The organism is Streptomyces sp. NPDC001020, assembly GCF_053599115.1.
Window position 1 is genome coordinate 1 of record NZ_JBSFLQ010000023.1, and the last position, 17,168, is coordinate 17,168.

Annotated in this window: 17 protein-coding genes and 1 pseudogene; 5 read left to right on the top strand and 13 right to left on the bottom strand. The window is 68.1% G+C overall.

The genetic code is table 11. From position 1 onward, the window contains the following. Positions 1-154 precede the first annotated feature (154 nt). Positions 155-1,126 carry a quinone oxidoreductase family protein gene (locus ACWDEX_RS22075; protein ID WP_450465448.1) on the bottom strand — a complete coding sequence of 324 codons (972 nt, stop codon included), beginning with the start codon at positions 1,124-1,126 and terminating at the stop codon, positions 155-157. A gap of 140 nt (positions 1,127-1,266) precedes the next feature. Further along, positions 1,267-1,647, bottom strand: a complete 381-nt coding sequence (locus tag ACWDEX_RS22080; protein WP_450465450.1) for a nuclear transport factor 2 family protein — start codon at positions 1,645-1,647, stop codon at positions 1,267-1,269. A 268-nt stretch (positions 1,648-1,915) separates the two neighbouring features. On the opposite strand from ACWDEX_RS22080, the gene ACWDEX_RS22085 reads away from it, so the two are divergent. After that, on the top strand, positions 1,916-2,515 hold the full coding sequence (locus tag ACWDEX_RS22085; RefSeq protein ID WP_450465451.1) for a TetR/AcrR family transcriptional regulator: 600 nt from the start codon (positions 1,916-1,918) through the stop codon (positions 2,513-2,515). Positions 2,516-2,636: 121 nt separating this feature from the next. Here ACWDEX_RS22085 and ACWDEX_RS22090 read toward each other — a convergent pair whose 3' ends face one another. After that, a complete protein-coding gene (locus tag ACWDEX_RS22090; RefSeq protein WP_450465453.1) occupies positions 2,637-3,011 on the bottom strand; it encodes a hypothetical protein in 375 nt (124 codons plus the stop codon). A 380-nt stretch (positions 3,012-3,391) separates the two neighbouring features. Between ACWDEX_RS22090 and ACWDEX_RS22095 the strand changes: the two genes are divergently transcribed. Continuing rightward, positions 3,392-4,210, top strand: coding sequence for a hypothetical protein (locus tag ACWDEX_RS22095; protein ID WP_450465455.1), 819 nt, complete (start codon positions 3,392-3,394; stop codon positions 4,208-4,210). Between the two features lie 4 nt (positions 4,211-4,214). Here ACWDEX_RS22095 and msrA read toward each other — a convergent pair whose 3' ends face one another. From msrA to ACWDEX_RS22120, 5 genes are all read right to left on the bottom strand, one after another. After that, positions 4,215-4,727, bottom strand: coding sequence for a peptide-methionine (S)-S-oxide reductase MsrA (gene msrA, locus ACWDEX_RS22100; RefSeq protein WP_450465456.1), 513 nt, complete (start codon positions 4,725-4,727; stop codon positions 4,215-4,217). A 270-nt stretch (positions 4,728-4,997) separates the two neighbouring features. Continuing rightward, positions 4,998-5,639: a hypothetical protein gene (locus tag ACWDEX_RS22105; RefSeq protein ID WP_450465458.1), complete on the bottom strand. Its 642-nt coding sequence runs from the start codon at positions 5,637-5,639 to the stop codon at positions 4,998-5,000. Positions 5,640-5,994: 355 nt separating this feature from the next. Continuing rightward, positions 5,995-6,489: a hypothetical protein gene (locus tag ACWDEX_RS22110; protein ID WP_450465459.1), complete on the bottom strand. Its 495-nt coding sequence runs from the start codon at positions 6,487-6,489 to the stop codon at positions 5,995-5,997. A 713-nt stretch (positions 6,490-7,202) separates the two neighbouring features. Then, the gene (locus ACWDEX_RS22115; protein ID WP_450465461.1) at positions 7,203-8,222 is read right to left on the bottom strand and encodes an alpha/beta hydrolase fold domain-containing protein; all 1,020 of its coding nucleotides are present in this window, start codon (positions 8,220-8,222) and stop codon (positions 7,203-7,205) included. A 133-nt stretch (positions 8,223-8,355) separates the two neighbouring features. Beyond that, positions 8,356-9,495: a radical SAM protein gene (locus ACWDEX_RS22120; RefSeq protein ID WP_450465462.1), complete on the bottom strand. Its 1,140-nt coding sequence runs from the start codon at positions 9,493-9,495 to the stop codon at positions 8,356-8,358. Positions 9,496-10,449: 954 nt separating this feature from the next. Between ACWDEX_RS22120 and ACWDEX_RS22125 the strand changes: the two genes are divergently transcribed. Beyond that, positions 10,450-10,740: a nuclear transport factor 2 family protein gene (locus tag ACWDEX_RS22125; RefSeq protein ID WP_450465463.1), complete on the top strand. Its 291-nt coding sequence runs from the start codon at positions 10,450-10,452 to the stop codon at positions 10,738-10,740. 167 nt (positions 10,741-10,907) lie between these two features. Here ACWDEX_RS22125 and ACWDEX_RS22130 read toward each other — a convergent pair. Both ACWDEX_RS22130 and ACWDEX_RS22135 read right to left on the bottom strand, forming a co-directional pair. Continuing rightward, a pseudogene (locus tag ACWDEX_RS22130) lies at positions 10,908-10,997 on the bottom strand (GNAT family N-acetyltransferase); the annotation flags it as partial. Positions 10,998-11,009: 12 nt separating this feature from the next. After that, positions 11,010-11,894, bottom strand: a complete 885-nt coding sequence (locus tag ACWDEX_RS22135) for an SDR family NAD(P)-dependent oxidoreductase (protein ID WP_450465464.1) — start codon at positions 11,892-11,894, stop codon at positions 11,010-11,012. Positions 11,895-12,031: 137 nt separating this feature from the next. Here ACWDEX_RS22135 and ACWDEX_RS22140 point away from each other — a divergent pair, with 137 nt between their 5' ends. Beyond that, a complete protein-coding gene (locus ACWDEX_RS22140; RefSeq protein ID WP_450465466.1) occupies positions 12,032-12,691 on the top strand; it encodes a TetR family transcriptional regulator in 660 nt (219 codons plus the stop codon). A gap of 34 nt (positions 12,692-12,725) precedes the next feature. Here the strand turns inward: ACWDEX_RS22140 and ACWDEX_RS22145 are convergent, their stop codons facing one another. Then, entirely contained in the window at positions 12,726-13,199 is a 474-nt protein-coding gene (locus ACWDEX_RS22145; protein WP_450465467.1) for a Dps family protein, read from the bottom strand. A 603-nt stretch (positions 13,200-13,802) separates the two neighbouring features. Here ACWDEX_RS22145 and ACWDEX_RS22150 point away from each other — a divergent pair. After that, positions 13,803-14,720 carry a TIGR03619 family F420-dependent LLM class oxidoreductase gene (locus ACWDEX_RS22150; RefSeq protein WP_450465469.1) on the top strand — a complete coding sequence of 306 codons (918 nt, stop codon included), beginning with the start codon at positions 13,803-13,805 and terminating at the stop codon, positions 14,718-14,720. 116 nt (positions 14,721-14,836) lie between these two features. Here the strand turns inward: ACWDEX_RS22150 and ACWDEX_RS22155 are convergent, their stop codons facing one another. Both ACWDEX_RS22155 and ACWDEX_RS22160 read right to left on the bottom strand, forming a co-directional pair. Then, positions 14,837-15,460: an HAD family hydrolase gene (locus ACWDEX_RS22155; RefSeq protein ID WP_450465470.1), complete on the bottom strand. Its 624-nt coding sequence runs from the start codon at positions 15,458-15,460 to the stop codon at positions 14,837-14,839. Positions 15,461-15,656: 196 nt separating this feature from the next. Then, positions 15,657-17,099, bottom strand: coding sequence for a dihydrolipoyl dehydrogenase family protein (locus tag ACWDEX_RS22160; RefSeq protein WP_450465472.1), 1,443 nt, complete (start codon positions 17,097-17,099; stop codon positions 15,657-15,659). Between the last annotated feature and the right edge of the window lie 69 nt (positions 17,100-17,168).

Sequence of the window (17,168 nt, forward strand, 5' to 3'; positions counted from 1 at the left end):
CAGGCGCACCTGCGGCACCTGAACCCGTTCCCGGGGAATCTGGGCACGGTGCTGCGGCGTTACGACAAGGTGGTGGTCCCGGAGATGAACCTCGGCGAACTCATCGGTCCACCAAGGTCGAGTGAGAACACTCAACCTTCGATGCGACAGAACATCAGAGACCCGGGTCGAGCAGCAGCTTGCCGGAGGTGCGTCGCGATTCGATGTCGGCGTGGGCCTGCTTGGCATCGCCCAGCGGATAACGGCCGGTGATGTCGATCCGCAGCTTGCCCTCCCGGATCTTGTCGAACAGGTCACCGGTGTGCCGCAGCAGCAACTCGCGGTTGTGGATGTGGTCCGCGTAGACCGCATACGTGATCTTGACGCTCTTCGGCAGGTCAAACATCTGCACGGTGGGGATGTCGCCGATCAGCGGTCCGTAGTAGACCAGCGTGCCGGCCCGCCGCAGTACCTCGATCGAGGGCCAGAACGTGGTGGCCCCGCCGCCGTCGAAGACCGCATGCACACCTTCGCCGCCGGTCAGGTCCTTGACCCGGCCCACGAAGTCGCCGCCGGAGGAGACCAGGACCTCGTCCGCGCCCGCCGCCTTGGCGATCGGGGCCTTCTCCTCACGCGAGACCAGGCCGATCACCCGTGCGCCACGCAGCTTCAGCAACTGGGTGACCATGCGCCCCACGCCACCGGCCGCGGAGTGCACGAGCGCGGTCTCGCCCTCGGCCAGTGGCGCGGACTCGGTGACGAAGTGGTGCGCGGTGAGCCCCTGCATCATCGTGGCGGCGGCCACGTCGCTCGGGATGTCGTCCGGGACCGGGACGGCCTGGTCGGCGGGGACCACGATCTTCTCGGCGTAGCTGCCGAACACCGAGACCCAGGCCACCCGGTCGCCGACCGCGAAGCCGCTGACGCCCTCGCCGAGCGCAGTGACCCGGCCGGCGCCCTCGACTCCGGGGACGAGCGGGAGACCGGTGGGCAGACCGAACCCGACACGGGTGCCGGTGTCCATGAAGTTGACGCCGGCGAAGTCGACGTCCACCAGGAGCTGACCCGGCCCCGCCTCGGGGTCAGGGCGTTCCTGGAGACGCAGTACCTCCGGTCCGCCCAGCTCTTCGATGACCACAGCGCGCATGGCGCACACCTCTTCCTGTCGGTACGACCGCCGGGACACCGGCGGCTGGATGGGGGAAACCTTGTTGTTACCGGTGCACGGGAACGTGTCCCGGATTCGACGCAGCCCGCGGCCGGGCCGCGTTCTCGGCCGGCGGCGGTTCAGGCCCGCAGCAGGGTGGACGCGTAGGCGGGGTTGGTGTAGTCGCGCCAGGCAGTGATCTTGCCGTCGCACAGCTCGTAGACCGCCATGTTCATCACCGGGGCGAGCTTCCCACCGGGCAGTGCGAGCCCGTGAATCTGCTCGGCGATGACGATGTCGCCGTTGACCGCCTGGTGGACGGTCTCGAACTGGACCTGTCCGAAGTTGGCGAACACCCCTTCCCACAGGGCGATCACCGCTTCCTTGCCGTTGACCGGACCGTCGCCGTAGGCGGTGAAGACGACGTCGTCGGCGAGGTACGGCGCGAGTGCGTCGGCGTCCTGTGCGTTGAAGGTCTCGACGAAGTCTCGGACCAGTGTGTTGTTGTCGGTAGCAGCCATGACAGGGGTCTCCGAAGGTTGCTGAGTGTCGGTTGTCGCCGATGCCGGCCCACGGCCATGAAGGGACGACGGTGTCCCGCCGGCACCGGCGGCTTGCGCGTTACGACGGTGACCTTAGGACGCCATTTTTGGACCAGCAAGTCCAGAAATTCTGGCGGTCGATTCCCGAAGAATCTCGCCGGAACTGGGGCATTCAGCAGCCGTCTACTGAGGCATTTAGCGGCCATCTGATGGACCAACGGTTCCAGGCGCTACGTATTCTGAACGCATGGCACTGACTGCGAAAGGCCGCGCCACCCGGCAGCGCATCATCGAGGGGACCTCGGCACACCTGCGCGGCGACGCCCCGGGCACCGTGACGCTGGACGACATCAGGGCGATCACGGGCACCAGCAAGGGACAGCTGTTCCACTACTTTCCCGGTGGGAAGGAAGAACTCCTGCTCGCCGTCGCCCACTTCGAAGCGGAAAGTGTGATCGCCGACCAGCAGCCCCACCTCGGCGCGCTGACCTCCTGGCCCGCCTGGTCGCGCTGGCGGAACGCCGTGGTGGCCCGCTACCGGGCGCAGGGGGCGAACTGTCCGCTCGGCACCCTGATGGACCAGGTGGGCAGCACTCCGGGCGCCGCCGAGGTGGCCGCTTCCCTGCTCACCCGCTGGCAGGAACTGATCCAGCAGGGCATCACCGCGATGCAGGCGGAGAACCTCATCGACCCGGCACTCGACGCCGATCGGGCCGCGGCCGCGTTCATCGCCGGAATCCAGGGCGGTGTCCAGATCCTCCGGTCCACCGGAGACAGCACACACCTCGAAGCAGTGTTCGACCTTCTGGTCGACCACCTCAAAGCGCGTGGCATCGAGGGGAGTTGAGGCCGTCCCTTACCGGGAACGGCGTTCCCGCAACGGCACTTGACGCGGGCCGTGACCCGTGGAGACGATCGGCGACGTGGACAAGCTGCTCGGCCGTATGTGCGCGGAGATCGTCCTCGGCTCACGCTCCGGGAAAGTAATCCGGATTTCCGGCCCCTTCGGTCCCTGCAGGTGAGGTGCCGGTCAGGCGGTCCAGCACGACCGTGGCCAGACGCAGCGCGGCGTGCAGCTCGCGCACCTCGGCGACGGTGGGGCGGACGATGTCCGACCAGTCACCGCTCAACCCCGGCCAGGTGGCGAGCAGCACCTGCGCGCCCTCGAGCCCGAGGTGGGCAGTGACGTCCATCCGACCCTCGCGGGCCGGAACCCAGGACAGCAGGATCTCGCCCGGCGGTATACGGGTGGGCGAGGTGAGCGGCGCCCAGACGGCCTGGAGCCGGCTGCCGGGGAAGCGGCCCACCGCGGTGACCAGTGCGCCGCGCACATCCCCGGGCATCGGCGACCTCACCAACGTCCGCAGAGCGACTGGGCGGTCGTAAGGGCCGTGATCCCGCACCACGGTCAGAACCGGCCTGCGGGCGCGGGCGCCCGGGAGCGGGCGCCGGGGAAGGGGCGGCGGTTCCAGGTGCGGGCCGCGAGCCGACCCCCCTCTCCTGCCGAACGTGATCACGAATACCTCCGTGCGGAAACACGACGCACGACGGCGCCGTAGGAATGGGTTCACACTCTCTCGTCGGCGTCCGGCACACACATCGGTCAATTGACTGCTTTTTGAAGGGGCGCGATTTGACTGGAACGGAAGGTCTGTTCGGACGGGGCGGCGAAGCTGTCATGTCCGGAGGCAACCCGAGGCGGGTTCCAGACCGTTGTCCAGGTGTGAGTAACACACGTATCTCCCGAACGCGGCGCCTGCGTCCCGCCCGCTCGTCCCGTCCGTGGACCCGGTACGGCACCGTCCTCGTCGTCAGCGCCGTGGTCGCGTTGAGTGGTTGCGACGCCGAGGGGAACACCGGCTCGACGTCCCGGCCCGCCGATCCCGTACGGACCACCGTCGCCGCCGGCCGCCCGGATGTTTCCGCCGCGCCGGTCCGGCACACGCCGGCGCACCGTGCTCTGCCCGGGGTGGGACCGGCCATGCTTGCCGACATACCGTCCGGAACTCGCCAGGTCCTGCTCGTCACCGGCGACGGCCGTTCCAGATCCACCTCGACTGTCCGGCTCTACGAGCGCACGGATGAGGGGTGGAAGCCGGCCGCCGTTTCCTGGCCCGCGCACAACGCGTTCAAGGGCTGGAGCGACGACCACCACCTGGGAGACCTGCGCTCGCCGATCGGTGTCTACGGCCTCACGGCGGCGGGCGGATTGCTGCCCGATCCGGGCACCCGTCTGCCCTACGACCACTCCGGCGGCTTCTCGGTCAACGGCACCGGGTTCGAGGGCGAACCGCTGGCCGGCTCCTTCGACTACGTCGTCGCCATCGATTACAACCGTGAGCCCGGCACCTCACCGTTGGACTGGACCCGGCCGCTGGGCACCGCCAAGGGCGGAGGCGTCTGGGTCCACGTCGACCACGGGGGCCCCACCCAGGCATGTATCAGCATCGCCGAGAAGCACATGAAGGAGCTTCTCCAGGCTCTCGACCCCGCCAAGGACCCCGTCGTCGTGATGGGAGACGCCACCTCGCTGTCGCGCTGACCGCTCAGGACTTCCCGCGCTTGGGCAGCCGCCAGCCGGGGCGCGGGAAGTGGCAGGTGTAGCCGTCCGGGTAGCGCTGCAGATAGTCCTGGTGCTCGGGCTCGGCTTCCCAGAACGGGCCTGCCGGAGTGACCTCGGTGACCACCGGGCCCGGCCACAATCCCGATGCCTCGACGTCGGCGATGGTGTCCTCGGCCACTCGCCGCTGCTCGTCGTCCAGGTAGAACACGGCGGAGCGGTAGTCGTCCCCGATGTCGTTGCCCTGCCGGTTCTTCGTGGTCGGATCGTGGATCTGGAAGAAGAACTCCAGGAGCGTCCGGTAATCGGTGACCTCCCCATCGAAGACGATCTCGACGGACTCGGCGTGCCCCCCGTGGTGACGGTATGTCGGGTCGGCCAGGTCACCGCCGCTGTATCCCACCCGCGTCGCCAGGACGCCCGGCTGCTTGCGGATGAGGTCCTGCATGCCCCAGAAGCAGCCGCCCGCCAGTACGGCCCTCTCCTCGCTGCCGGCCATCGCCTGTCACCGTCCTCTTCACATGTCACGTCGCCTCCGGCCGACCTCGCGGGGTCGGCCGGTCGGCCCTGGGCGCGTCACCCTTCCGGAGAAGGCGACGCCCCCCTAGACTGACACGCCCCTCATCACCGGTCAAATAGGTGACGCGCGAATCGAAGAACGGCGACGGCATCCGGCGCGCCGTACCGGGGACGCACACATGGACCAGGGTCCCCGGTAGGGGGCACACGCGCTCGCGGCGGCACGCGCCGCGCACTCACCTCACTTCCGTCATCTGAGGCCGAACGCCCGGACCACGGTCTGGGTCACGGCGTTGCCCGCCCCGTCCCGGGCAGCCGCCCGCAGCGTCACGAACCGCGCGTTCGCGGGAGCGTCGAGGCGGAAGCCCCGGCCCTCGCTTCCGCGTACCGGCTCCGTCCGGTGCCAGGTGGTCCCGTCGTCGTAGGAGACATCGAGCGTGACGGAACGGAATCGGTCCGCCGTGACGCCGGGCAGGTGTGCCGGAGTCACTGTCACCTCGGTGTGCCGCCGCGCCTTCCCGGACAGGTCCGTGGTCACCGCGTAGTCCACCTGGGCCAGCGGCAGCGCTTCCAGGGCCGTATCGCTCACGTGCCCCGAGACGAAGTCCCACTCGGTGTGCGTGTGGGTCGAGTACGGCCGGTCCGGCAGGTCGCGCGTGGTGTCCGCCACCAGACGGTAGGGGAGTCTGCCGGGCTTGACGTCGGCGTTGATCCAGTCATCCCCTTCGGCAAGGAGCGTGCCGCCCTGGTAGAGGGCGGTCCGCACGGTCGCCTTCGGGTCGAAGACGACGCCCGCGTGGCCGCCCGAATCCCCGTAGCCAGGAAGGCCGAAGAGGGCGATGAGGTCGCCCACCCGGGAGGGCGCGGTCAGGAGGAAAGGTGCGCCACACAAGGTGTTGACATGTATTTGCAGTGCGCCGTCCTGACCAACGGTATGTATGAACACCTTGTGTGCTGGCGCGGGCACCCACCAACATCGCGTGGCGGGCGATCACCGGAAGGCTCCTGCTCCTGTCCTGAGGTCCGCTCGAGTTCCCGGACCGCGCATCCCACGAGCCAGGTGGCGACGCCCGTCAGCGCATCGTGTCGCCGCGGCGCTCCTGAGCAGACAGAAGGGAGCCGACGAGACGACGCTCGACGACGTGCGAGCGGCCACGGCGACCGGCAAGGGCAGTCTGTACGGAGTTGTCCGCCACTGTTTGGGTGCGTGACACCCGCACAGCCGGAAGCACCTGTGTGCCGGGGTCTCAGCCGCGAGAGCCGTTCGCCTCGGGCGCGTCCGACGGAAGAGCCGCCGTGTACAGCTCGCGGATGCTGATATCGGCACCGGCTTCGAGTCTGCGGAAGACCCAGTCGATGGGGCGACACTCCCGCACGTCGGGCAACTGGACGACGAGGGGCGCAACGGAGAGGACATCCGCTGTGTGGTGCCAGGCCCCACCGGCGTAACGGGTCAGGATCTCACCGATGTAACAGCCGAAGGCCACAAGTGACTCGGCCATCTCTTCACCGGTGGCGCCGTCGGTTCGGAAGCCGTCGACGATGTCCTCCACCAGATCGATGCTTGCGGGAGTGTAGTCCAGCTGCACGCCACTGATGTCGTCCGCGGCCTCGACGATGGCGGCTGCGAACCGAGGCGCGCTGTCAGGCTCCAGAGGGTGGTTCAAGTGCAGCTGCATGTTCGTCCTCGGACTGTTGCCGGCAATGTCATCGAGGCTAGCCGGAGAACCCCGGCCGAGCATGCCCCCCAACGTATGCATTGGTCACCGACGTGCCGTGACACGAACAGACACCATACGGAGTGTTTGCGCTCACGGAGTGCATGTGCGCAGGTTCTGAGGCGCTACCGCACGGTCCGCCATCCGCGCGCGGACTTCTGCCGGTGGGCACGACCGGGGACGAACCTGTCAGGCCGGCCCACGACCACGCCGCCGGAATGGCCGTCGATGCCGAGCTGCGCGAAGCCCTGGTGAAGGCCGCCGCTGAGGAGTAGAGGCTTCGCCAAAGGCGCGACAGAAGGCCCGATCAGGCGAACCAGACGAGCGGGCGGACGCCACCCACGGGTGTTCACACGCTCCGGGTTCACCCGGTAGCCCATGTCCCACATAGCGGGACATGGGTGGACACCGAATCGCCCGGCGGCGATTCGGTGTCCACCACAGAACTGAGGCACATGGCCGCCGGCACAGCCGGAGGACGCGGACGGCGTCGCCCCCGTCGTCGTAGGCGATGACGACCCACCGAACCGAAGATCTCCTCCCGGCGATCCGCATGGAGTCGTCGACGTCGGCGAACGACGTGGTGGGCCTGCTCCAAGCCCTCGTGGGACTCGTGGACCGGTGACGTGTCATCGGGTCGGCAAGGTGTCGGGGGCGTTCGGGTCGCCGACCTTCAGGGACTCCACCAGCTCCTTCAACTGCGCCCAGGCCCTCCTCGCGACGGCCGTGGAGGAGGGTCAGGATGCCTGGCGAACCTCGCGGCTCAGCAGACGGCAGAGCCAACGGAAGCGGGTCCGGCGGGCGTCTCGGGACACTTCGGTGTGTGGCGCCAGTTGGTCGAAGCCGTGGAAGCCACCTGCCCAGACATGCAGTTCAGCGTCTCCGCCTGCCTGCCAGATACGCGTCGCGTACTGGATGCATTCGTCGCGAAAGGTTTCTGCAGCCCCGACATCGATATAGGCGGGCGGCAACTGGGACAGGTCCGTTGCGCGGGCGGCCGCGGCGTAGCACGAGACCTGCGAGCTGTTCCTGTCCTTGCCGAGAAGAGCGGTCCAGCCCAGGTCATTGGCGTGGCGGTCCCACACGCCCAGGCCGGTCATCTGGTGTGCGGAAGGACTGTCGTTGCGGTCATCGAGCATGGGACACATCATCAGCTGGCCGAGGATGCCGGGGCCGTTCCGATCGCGGGCCATGAGGGCCAAGGCAGCAGTGAGGCCCCCACCGGCGCTGCCGCCTGCGATGATGACACGTTGAGGATCCACGCCGAGTGTGTCGGCGTGTCGGGCGAGCCATACCAACCCGGCATAGCAGTCCTCTATCGCCGCTGGGTACGGGTCTTCAGGTGCCAGCCGATAGCCGACGGACACGACGGCCAGCTCGAGGGGCTCGGCCCACTCCTGGAGGATGGTCTGCATGCCGGTGCGGTTGGATCCGCCGATCATGCCACCGCCGTGCATGTGATAGACAACTGGCGCCTCTTTGCGCAGGCCGGTGGGGCGTGCGACAAGGAGTGAGACGTCCGGTGCTCCGTCCGGACCGGGCGCGAGGAACTCCTGGATCTCGAACCTTCCCTGGTCGCGCAGCTGATCGAGTGTAGGGTCCGCCGTTGCGAGTTGCGCACGCCATCGGGGGATGTCGTCAGCCGACACCAGCGTGTTTTCTTGCGATGGATCCAAGTGCTTTAACTCCGCAGCGAGTTCGGCGCTGAAGGGTACGGGTGGTGCCATGCGCTGCCATTGACTTCGTTTGCTGTTCATATGTCTTTCGTTCGAGGTGGCCGACATGGGCCGTCGATGGAAGTGACAGATCTGTAAGTCAGGTCGGACAACTTGTGGGGTGGCGGAGACTGCGTGTCCTGGTGCGCTGCTTGCGGCCTTCTGCCCTCCTGCCTTACTCAGTCGGGGTCGGGTGGGACTCTGACCGATCGGTCCGGGTGATCTGCAGCAGTCGGTCGTTGTTGGGAGCCTTCGGCAGCAAACTGTTGAGAGAGCCGCCGGGCGTGGTGGAAGCAATGTAGCGGGCGTGCAGTTGGCCACAGGCGGCGTCGATGGATGAACCGAGCTGACGTCGTCTGGTGGCGTGGACACCGAGTGCTCGCAAGCCGGCGACGAACCGCTCGACGTGTCTCGGCGACGGCGAACGGTAGGAGGGATCCGCTCCCACTGCCTTGTTGTACCGGATCACGCTCACATGGAACAGTTCTGGTCTTGAGCGTGAGACCACGAGCCTGGCGAGCCGGCGCAGGTGGTCGTCAGTGTCGTTGACACCGGCTATCAGCAGGTAGGCGAGGTAGATCTTGCGGCGAGCAGAAGCCGCGTGCTCGTCCAGAATCGCCAGATTTTCGTCCAGGGGAAACTGCTTTTCCAGCGGAATGAGTTGAGCTCGCTCGTCCCTGAACGGCGAGTGCACCGACAGGGTTACCGTGACCTGCGGGTGTTCCCTGGTGAGCCTGCGGAGATTTGGCGCGAAGCCCACGGTGGAAACGGTCACGCGACGCGGTGAAATACCGCCGTAACCGTTGTCCGACAGCAAGGTGAGTGCATCGAAAACATGGGGATTGGCCAGCGCCTCCCCCATGCCCATGAACGCCACGCTGTCCGGCAGCTCCTTGTCCTGCAGTCGCCAGTGCGGGTGCACGACCTGCGCGTAGATCTCGTCAGCCGTCAGATTTCTGGTGAGGCCGCCGGCCCCAGTCGCACAGAAAGTGCACCCCAGTCCGCACCCTGCCTGGGACGAAACACAGATCGAGGACCATCCGGCTCTGTAGCGGGAGAGAACTGTTTCGAATCGTGTTCCTCGATCCGACTCGAAGACAACCTTCTCTACATGATCCTCTGACTGACAGGAAACCGGGACGATGGGGAGTAGACGTGGCCCGAACTGTTCGGCAAGGCTGCCGCGAAGGTCGGCAGGCAGTTCGTGGACGGCCTCGAAGGTATCCGCGTCCCCACGGCGCATGGCGGTGACGAGCTGACTGTAACGGAACGGGGGTGCGCCCACGGACGTCAGATGGTCCTGGATCGATGCCATTCGAGTGCCGGATGGGGGGGATGGCAAGTGTGACTTGCGGCCGCTGTGCGCGGTCGCGTGTGATGTTGACATGGTGATGGCTCGTCATCAGTTGATGTGCACAACCTACAGAGGAGGGATTTCGATTACCCATGCGGTGGAGCGTCACACGCAATCGCTGTGCCTGCAGTCGTTCTGCATTTCACAGCGCCGAAGCCGTCAGAGGCTTGTTTTAGGCAGTAATCAATGAAGGAATCCCTGACCCCAGTACTCCCAGGAGAACGCGCATAAGGGAAGCAAGGGGAAACAGCCGAAGAGGGCGCCACGCTTCCACGCGTTTTTCATCCACGAATGCGATGATTGGGATGCGCGTTATGAGGGGCGCAAGCCGACGCCATGACGGGCGTCGCGTGACTACGGTCTGTCAACCTCAATGAGCATGCCGGTGACTCTAGCACACCGAAAGTTCGAGTCCAGTGGATTGATGCCTTCACTTGGCCAGTGAGCATTTTTCAACCTCGGTTTGAGGTGTTGAGGCGCAGGGTGCGGACGGCTTTGACGACGTCGGTGACGCGGGGAGTGCCGTGCCAGGCGTCGCGGGGCAGGCGGGACTTTCGAAACACGCGCTAGATGTCGTGCACCGAACCGGACAGGACGGTGAGGGCACAGCAGGTTTCGCGTTTCCTGAGGCACAATCCAACATGCCAAGCTACGTGTGACAGCCGCCCGGTTTGCCGCCTGTTTCCGGCCGGGGCCGCGCCCTGAGGGTCGCCCGTCTCGCTTGGAGGAGACCATGCCCACATCCACCCACATGCCCACCGACCCGATGTCGAGCCACCGGGCTATCGAGCACCTGGTCGTACGTTACGCCGAGCTCGTGGACGACGGCGATTTCGCAGGACTCGGCATCCTTCTCGCTGACGCCGCCTTCACGGGCAGTGGCGAGCCGGTGAGGGGCGCGACGCGATCGAGAAGATGTTCCAGGACACACTGATCGTCTACGCCGACGGCACGCCGCGAACCCAACATGTCACCACCAATGTTGCCATCGAGGTCGACGAACAGGCAGGCACGGCCGTCTCGCGTTCGTACGTCACCGTGTTGCAGGCGCTGCCCGACCTGCCGCTGCAACCCATCGCCGGCGGTCGGTACCATGACCGCTTCGAGCGCCGTGATGGGCAGTGGCGTTTCGTGGAGCGGCGGGTCCGCATCAACCTGGTCGGCGATGTAAGCCGCCATCTGCGCCAGGCTGCCGCACAGCGATAGTCCTCCCTCCGGGACCGGCTCGTTTCGAGCCTCACCCACAGCTCAGACCAGCCGCAACGAGGAATCACCTGCGGCGACGACGGGAACCCGGCCGTCGGCCGTCAGGAGTTCGTCCACTCGCGCGGTCGGAGGTGTCGCTGAATCGACGCGTCGGTGCCGTCAGCGGCTCAGCCCGCCAGACGGTAGGAGCGCATCGGCGAGTTCGGCTCGAAACCGATCCATGGGTACACGGGTGCCCCTGCTGCGGTCGCGTGCAGGGGTGGCAGGGGTCAGGTAGCTGCCTTCCCGGTGGGGAGCTGAGCGGGGTAGGGCTGACCGAAGTCGGCCGAGCGGCTCACGTTCTCCCAGGCCGTCGCCTCGTCGAGCTGGCGGCGGGAGTAGTCGAGCGCGAGGCCCACCGCGGTCACGCCCAGGAGCAGGTGGCTGGGGACCGAGCCGGCGTGCACGGTGCGCACGATGATCTCGGCGGCACGCTCGGGGTCTCCGGCCGCGGGGGTGGAATCGTCCTGGAACAGTCGGCTCATCAGGCCCACGGTCTGGTCATAGGCGTCCGGTACTTCGTGGACGGTCATGGAGGCGCCGGCCCAGTCGGTGGCGAAGCCGCTCGGCTCGACGGTCATCACCTGGATACCGAAGGGAGCCGTCTCCGCCGCGAGGCTGCGACTGAAGCCGTCGACGGCGAACTTGGCGGCTTGGTAGGAGGCGAGGCCGGGCTGTCCGCCGACTCGGCCGCCGATCGAGGAGAACTGCACGACGGTGCCCGATCCCTGCTTCCGCATGGTCGGGAGTACGGCCTTGGTGACGTTGTAGACGCCCCAGAAGTTCGTCTCGAACTGGGCGCGGAAGTCGTCGTCGTCCGCTGTCTCGATGGGAGACAGGTTCGCATAGCCCGCGTTGTTCACGAGGACGTCGAGACGCCCGAAGTGCGCGACGGCCGCTGCGACGGCCTCGCGGGCCGCTTCCGGATCGGTGACGTCCAGGGGCAGCGGGAGGAAACGGTCGCCGAACCGGCCGAAGGCTTCCTGGAGGGCCTGCGGCCGACGGGCCGTGGCCACCACGCGATCGCCTGCCTCGAGGACAGCGCCGGCCAGGGCGCGACCGAAGCCGCGCGAGGTGCCAGTGATGAGCCAGACCTTGGGACTCTCTTCATTCATGACTCTAGTGAAACACCGTTGCGCTATTAATGCAACAGCGTAGCGTTAAGGCGTTTTCCCAGCAGCGGACGAGGTTGCGTTAACCTTGCTCCGAGTAACGCAACATCGTCTCGTTACTGCGGCCTAGGATGTTCTCCATGAGTGAGGTCATCCAGCGTGCGCGCAGCGCAGAAGCCAAGCAGGCGCGCGAACAGGCAATCCTTGACGCTGCTTACGCGCTGGCCGCGGAGCACGGCGTACGGACGATCACACTCACCGACATCGCCGCGGCCATCGGCATGCACAAGTCCGCGCTGCTGCGCTACTTCGAGACCAGGGAACAGATCTTCCTCAAGCTGACCGCCCAGGGCTGGCAGCTATGGTCCGCCGACGTACGGCGCGAACTCGAGGACCACACGCACAGCACGCCCGCCGAAGTCGCCCGGGTGCTCGCCGGCACCCTGGTCTTGCGCCCCCTGTTCTGCGACCTGCTCGCCCACGCCCCGCTGAACCTGGAGAGGAACGTGTCGATCGACTCGGTGCGCTCCTTCAAACAGTCGACACTCCGCGAGGTCGACCTGATCTGCGGTGAGCTCGAGCGCCTACTCGGACTCACCCGGCAGCAGGCGGTCGACACCGTCGCCACGGCGACCAGCATGGCGGGAGCTCTGTGGCACATGGCCACTCCCGGCGAAAACCTGCGCCGGCTCTACGAGAGCGAACTCCCCCATGCCATCGTCGACCTCGAACCTCAGCTCACCCGGGTCCTCACCGCCTTCCTCACCGGAGTCAAAGCGCAGACTTCCGCGAACGCCTGACGCCTCCCGGTCCAAGCGGTCCACGAGTCGCGGGTCAGGCGCGGTTCTCCGCCTGGAACATCCAGCTCTGCTTTTCCAACTCGGCGGCCAGCCCGATCAGCAGGTCCTGGGTGACCGCATCCGCGGCGGCGGTCTCCTCGATGCGTTCCCGCACCCCTCCGATGACCGCGGCGAACGACTGGACGAGGGCGTCGATGGCCTCGGTGTCCTGCCGCCAGCCGGCCGGGAAGGCGGGCACGCCACTGGTCGCGGCGATGGTGGCGGCCCGGCCGTCCGGGCTGACGCCCAGCGCGGCAGCGCGTTCGGCGACCGTATCGGCGAAGTCGCGTGCGCTGACGACCACTTCGTCGAGCTGAAGGTGGACGGAGCGGAAACGCGGACCGTACAGGTTCCAGTGCGCCTGCTTGGCCACCAGGGACAGATCGAGCAGGTCGACCAGGGTCGCCTGCAGAGCCTTCCCCACGACCTCGCGGTCCTCGTCACGCAGCGGACTGTTGATGACGGTCATGACAGTGGATTCCTTTCGCTTCTGCCCGGGACGTCACCTCCGCGGCGTGCGCCGCTCTGCGGAGCCGGTCAGGGACCGCAGGGACTCGCCCCCGGAACAACCGGCGACTTCTTGGGTCGAAGGCCGGGACGACGCCCCCACTCTCACCCGTCCGCCCGCCGTCGGTCATCGGTCAGTTGACGGTCGGAAATCATCACTCGGGTCCCGAGTGCCGGCACCTGCGACTCAGTCAATCGACTGCTCCCTCGCCGACGGGACCGGACACGCACGCCGCCTTCCAGTGCGAGACCATCGTCAAGAGCACGGCCCCGACCGTCGCCCGCACCCCGTCCAGCAGCGCGCTATTACGGCGTAATAGCGCCACCCTCAGGCCTCACGCACCACGGACTGTCGCCCGCTTCTGCGCGGGCAGACGTCAGGGGACTGGACCCGCGTCCGCTCCCCCGTCGTCCGGGGTCGGACAACTCCCACGACACCTGACCCGGCCCCTTCGCGGTCGGCCTGAACCATGCGGTCCGTTTGTTTCGTTCACCCGGTAGCGGGCAGTTGCGACAGGCACTTCGTCGGCACGCTCCATCCACACCGCACCCCGAGGAAGAAAACATGCGACTGGGTCTGGCCCTCCCCACCTTCGGTACCGACGCCCACGCGGACGGTGTCGTGCGTGTCAGTCTGACCGCCGAAGAGCTGGGGTACGACTCCCTGTGGACGGGGGACCGGGTGCTCGCGCCCCGCTCGCCGAGCGCGCCCTACCCGAGCCAGGACGGGGTGATGCCACGGGTCTACGAGAACCACATGGACCCGCTGACGAGCCTGGCCTTCGCCGCCGCCCACACCAGCCGTGTCCGGCTGGGCACCAGCACGCTCAACGGCCTGTGGCATCCCCCGCTGATGCTCGCCCGGTCGCTGACCACCCTGGACGTGCTCAGCCGCGGGCGCCTGGACGTCGGGTTCGGTCTCGGCTGGATGCCCGACGAGTACGCGGCGGTGGGCGTGCCCTGGGAAGGCAGGGGCGCCCGGCTCGACGAGACGCTCGACATCCTGGAGGCGTACTGGGCCAAGGACGAATTCGCCCATCGGGGCCCGCTGTTCACCGTTCCGGAGACCGTCGTCGGGTTGAAGCCCGAGCAGCGGCCCGGTCCCCCCGTCCTGCTCGCCGCGTTCTCCCCCGCCGGGCTGCGCCGGGTCGCCCGGCGGGCCGCCGGCTGGCTGCCCGTGGCCATGCCGCTGCCCCACCTCATGGGTATGTGGAAGACGGTCGTCGAGGAGGCCGAGCGGGCCGGCCGGAACCCCGCCGAACTGCGTATGGCGCTGCGGGTGAACCCGGAGCTGACGGGTGTGGAGGCCGAGCCGGAGCAGGTTCCGTGGTCGGGCACGCTCGGCCAGTACGTCGACTACGCGCGCGCCGCCGCCGAGGCGGGCGTGCACGAACTCTTCATCGACTTCGGGCAGTCGCCCGCGACCCTCGACGAACGCGTGGACATGGCCGGTCGTTTCATCGAAGGCGTACGGAAGGGCTGACGGGGCGCTCCCGGGAAGCCTCTCCCCCACCACCGACGATGCCGGTGGCCCGTACCGCCCGGCGCGGCTTCGGGCCGCCGCGCCGGGCGGTGACGCGAGCGGTCCGCGCGGACCGGTCAGTTGCCGCCGGCCAGGGGCACGCCGAGCAGGCTCTCCAGTTCGGTGATCGTCCGCCGTGGTTCCCTCGCGTGCACCGTGGCGAAGCCCAGCTCCGCGGCGGGCGGGAGGTGTTGCTCGGTGTCGTCGACGAAGACGCACTGGTCGGCGGTCAGGTCGAGCTCCTTGAGCACGAGCTGGAAGATCTCCGGTTCCGGCTTGCGCAGGCCGTGGTCCTCGGAGATCACGACGGCGTCGTAGTCAAGGTCGTATCCGGCGTAGAGATTCCACGGCTCCCTCCCGACCGAGTTGGAGAGGATCCCGACCTTCACTCCGGACCGGCGCGCGGCAGCGGCCGTCGCGATGAGCGAGGGCTGCGGGCGCAGGTCGGCGAAGATGCGGCCCAGCAGGTTGCCGGGCGTGACGCCGAGTCGTTCGGCAGCGTCGGTGTTCCACTGGGTCTGAGTGATCGCGCCGCGTTCCAGTTCCTCGGTCCTCCGGATCATCTCCTCATTCAGGTAGAGGGTGTTGAGCAAGGTGCCCTCGGGTAGTCCCTCGCGTTTTTCGAAGGCGAGTGCGGCCGGGACCAGGGGTGTGGTCAGCACCCCGCCGAAGTCGAGGACGAGGCCTTTGCGGTAGGTCATGGAGAAACCTTAGACGTCGGTTCGCGGGACAGCTGATCCGAGGGCGGCGGGAACGACACACATGTGTGCGCCGGGGAGAAACGTAGCGGAGTGGGGAGTCGGTCGGTCCCTGCGGGTGCGTGGGCGTCCGGCTCCGGGCGCCGCCGTGCCGGGAGTTCAGCCCGTGCACGGCGCGTTCCGGCGTGGGTGTGCCGGATCAGCCCCGGTATGTCTCCAGCAGTCGCAGCCACACCTCGCTGATCGTGGGGAAGGGCGGGACGGCGTGCCAGAGGCGGTCGAGGGGTGCCTCGGTGGTGATGGCGATGGTCGCGGAGTGCAGGAGTTCGGCGACGCCGGGTCCGGCGAAGGTGGCGCCGACGACGGTTCGCCGCTCGGGGTCGATGAGGACGCGGGCCGTGCCGCGGTAGTCGGGAGTGTGCTGTACCGCGCCGGCCAGGTGGCCGATCTCGTAGTCGACGACGTCGACACGGCGGCCGGCTCGTTCGGCTTCGGCGGTGGTGAGGCCGACCGCGGCGATCTCGGGGTCGGTGAAGACGACCTGCGGGACGGCCACGGTGTCGGCGGTGCTGGTGTGCGCGCCCCAGCGCCGGGTGTCGAGGGGTGTGCCGTGCGCGCGGGCGGCGATGACGGCGCCCGCGATGCGGGCCTGGTACTTGCCCTGGTGGGTGAAGAGGGCGCGGCGGTTCACGTCGCCGACCGCGTAGAGCCAGTCGCCGGGGACGGCGGTGACGGTCAGGGTGTCGTCCGCGGTGAGCCACTCGCCGGGTGTGAGGCCGATGGTCTCCAGGCCGATGTCGTCGGTGCGCGGTGCGCGGCCGGTAGCGAACAGCAGTTCGTCGGCCGTGAGTCGGGTGCCGTCGGACAGGGTGAGGTGGATGTCGCCGTCCGGTCCGCCCTCCCGTACCGCGGCGTGGACGGTGGTGTCGAAGCGCAGGTCGGCACCAGCCGCACGCAGCCGTGCGGCGACCAGCTCGCCCGCGAAGGGTTCCATGCGGGGCAGCAGTCCGCTCTCGCGGGCGACGAGGGTGACCCGGGTGCCGAGGGCCTGCCAGGCGGTGGCCATCTCGGTGCCGACCACGCCCGCGCCCACGACGACGAGCCGCCCGGGGGGCTCCTTCGCGCTGGTGACCTCCCGGCTGGTCCAGGGGTGCAGGTCGTCGGCCCCGGGCAGGTGCGGCACCGCGGCGCGGCTTCCGGTGCACACGGCCACGGCGTGCCGGGCCTGGAGCAGGACCATGTCACCGTCGGGGGTGTGCACGCTGACGCGGCGGGGTCCTGCAAGCCGGCCGTGTCCGCGCAGCAGGTCGATGCCCGCCGACTTCAGCCACTGGACCTGGTCCTCGTCGTCCCAGTGTGCCGACATGCGATCGCGGTGTGCCAGCACGGCCGCGGTGTCCAGCGGCCCGGCCACCGCCGGGTTCAGCCCGGGGACTCGGCTCGCGTCGGCGCGCAGCAGCGCGGGGCGCAGCAGTGCCTTGCTGGGCTCGCAGGCCCAGTACGAGCATTCGCCGCCGACGAGTTCGCTCTCGACGATGACGGTGCTCAGGCCCGCGGCGACGGTGCGGTCGGCGACGTTCTCGCCGACAGGTCCCGCGCCGATCACGACGACGTCGTAGGTACGGATGTCTTCGGTCGTCACGGGTGCTCCAGGTGTGAAATGTGGGGTGTCGTGGGTGGGGTGGGGTCCGGGATGCCGGGGCGGGGGGCG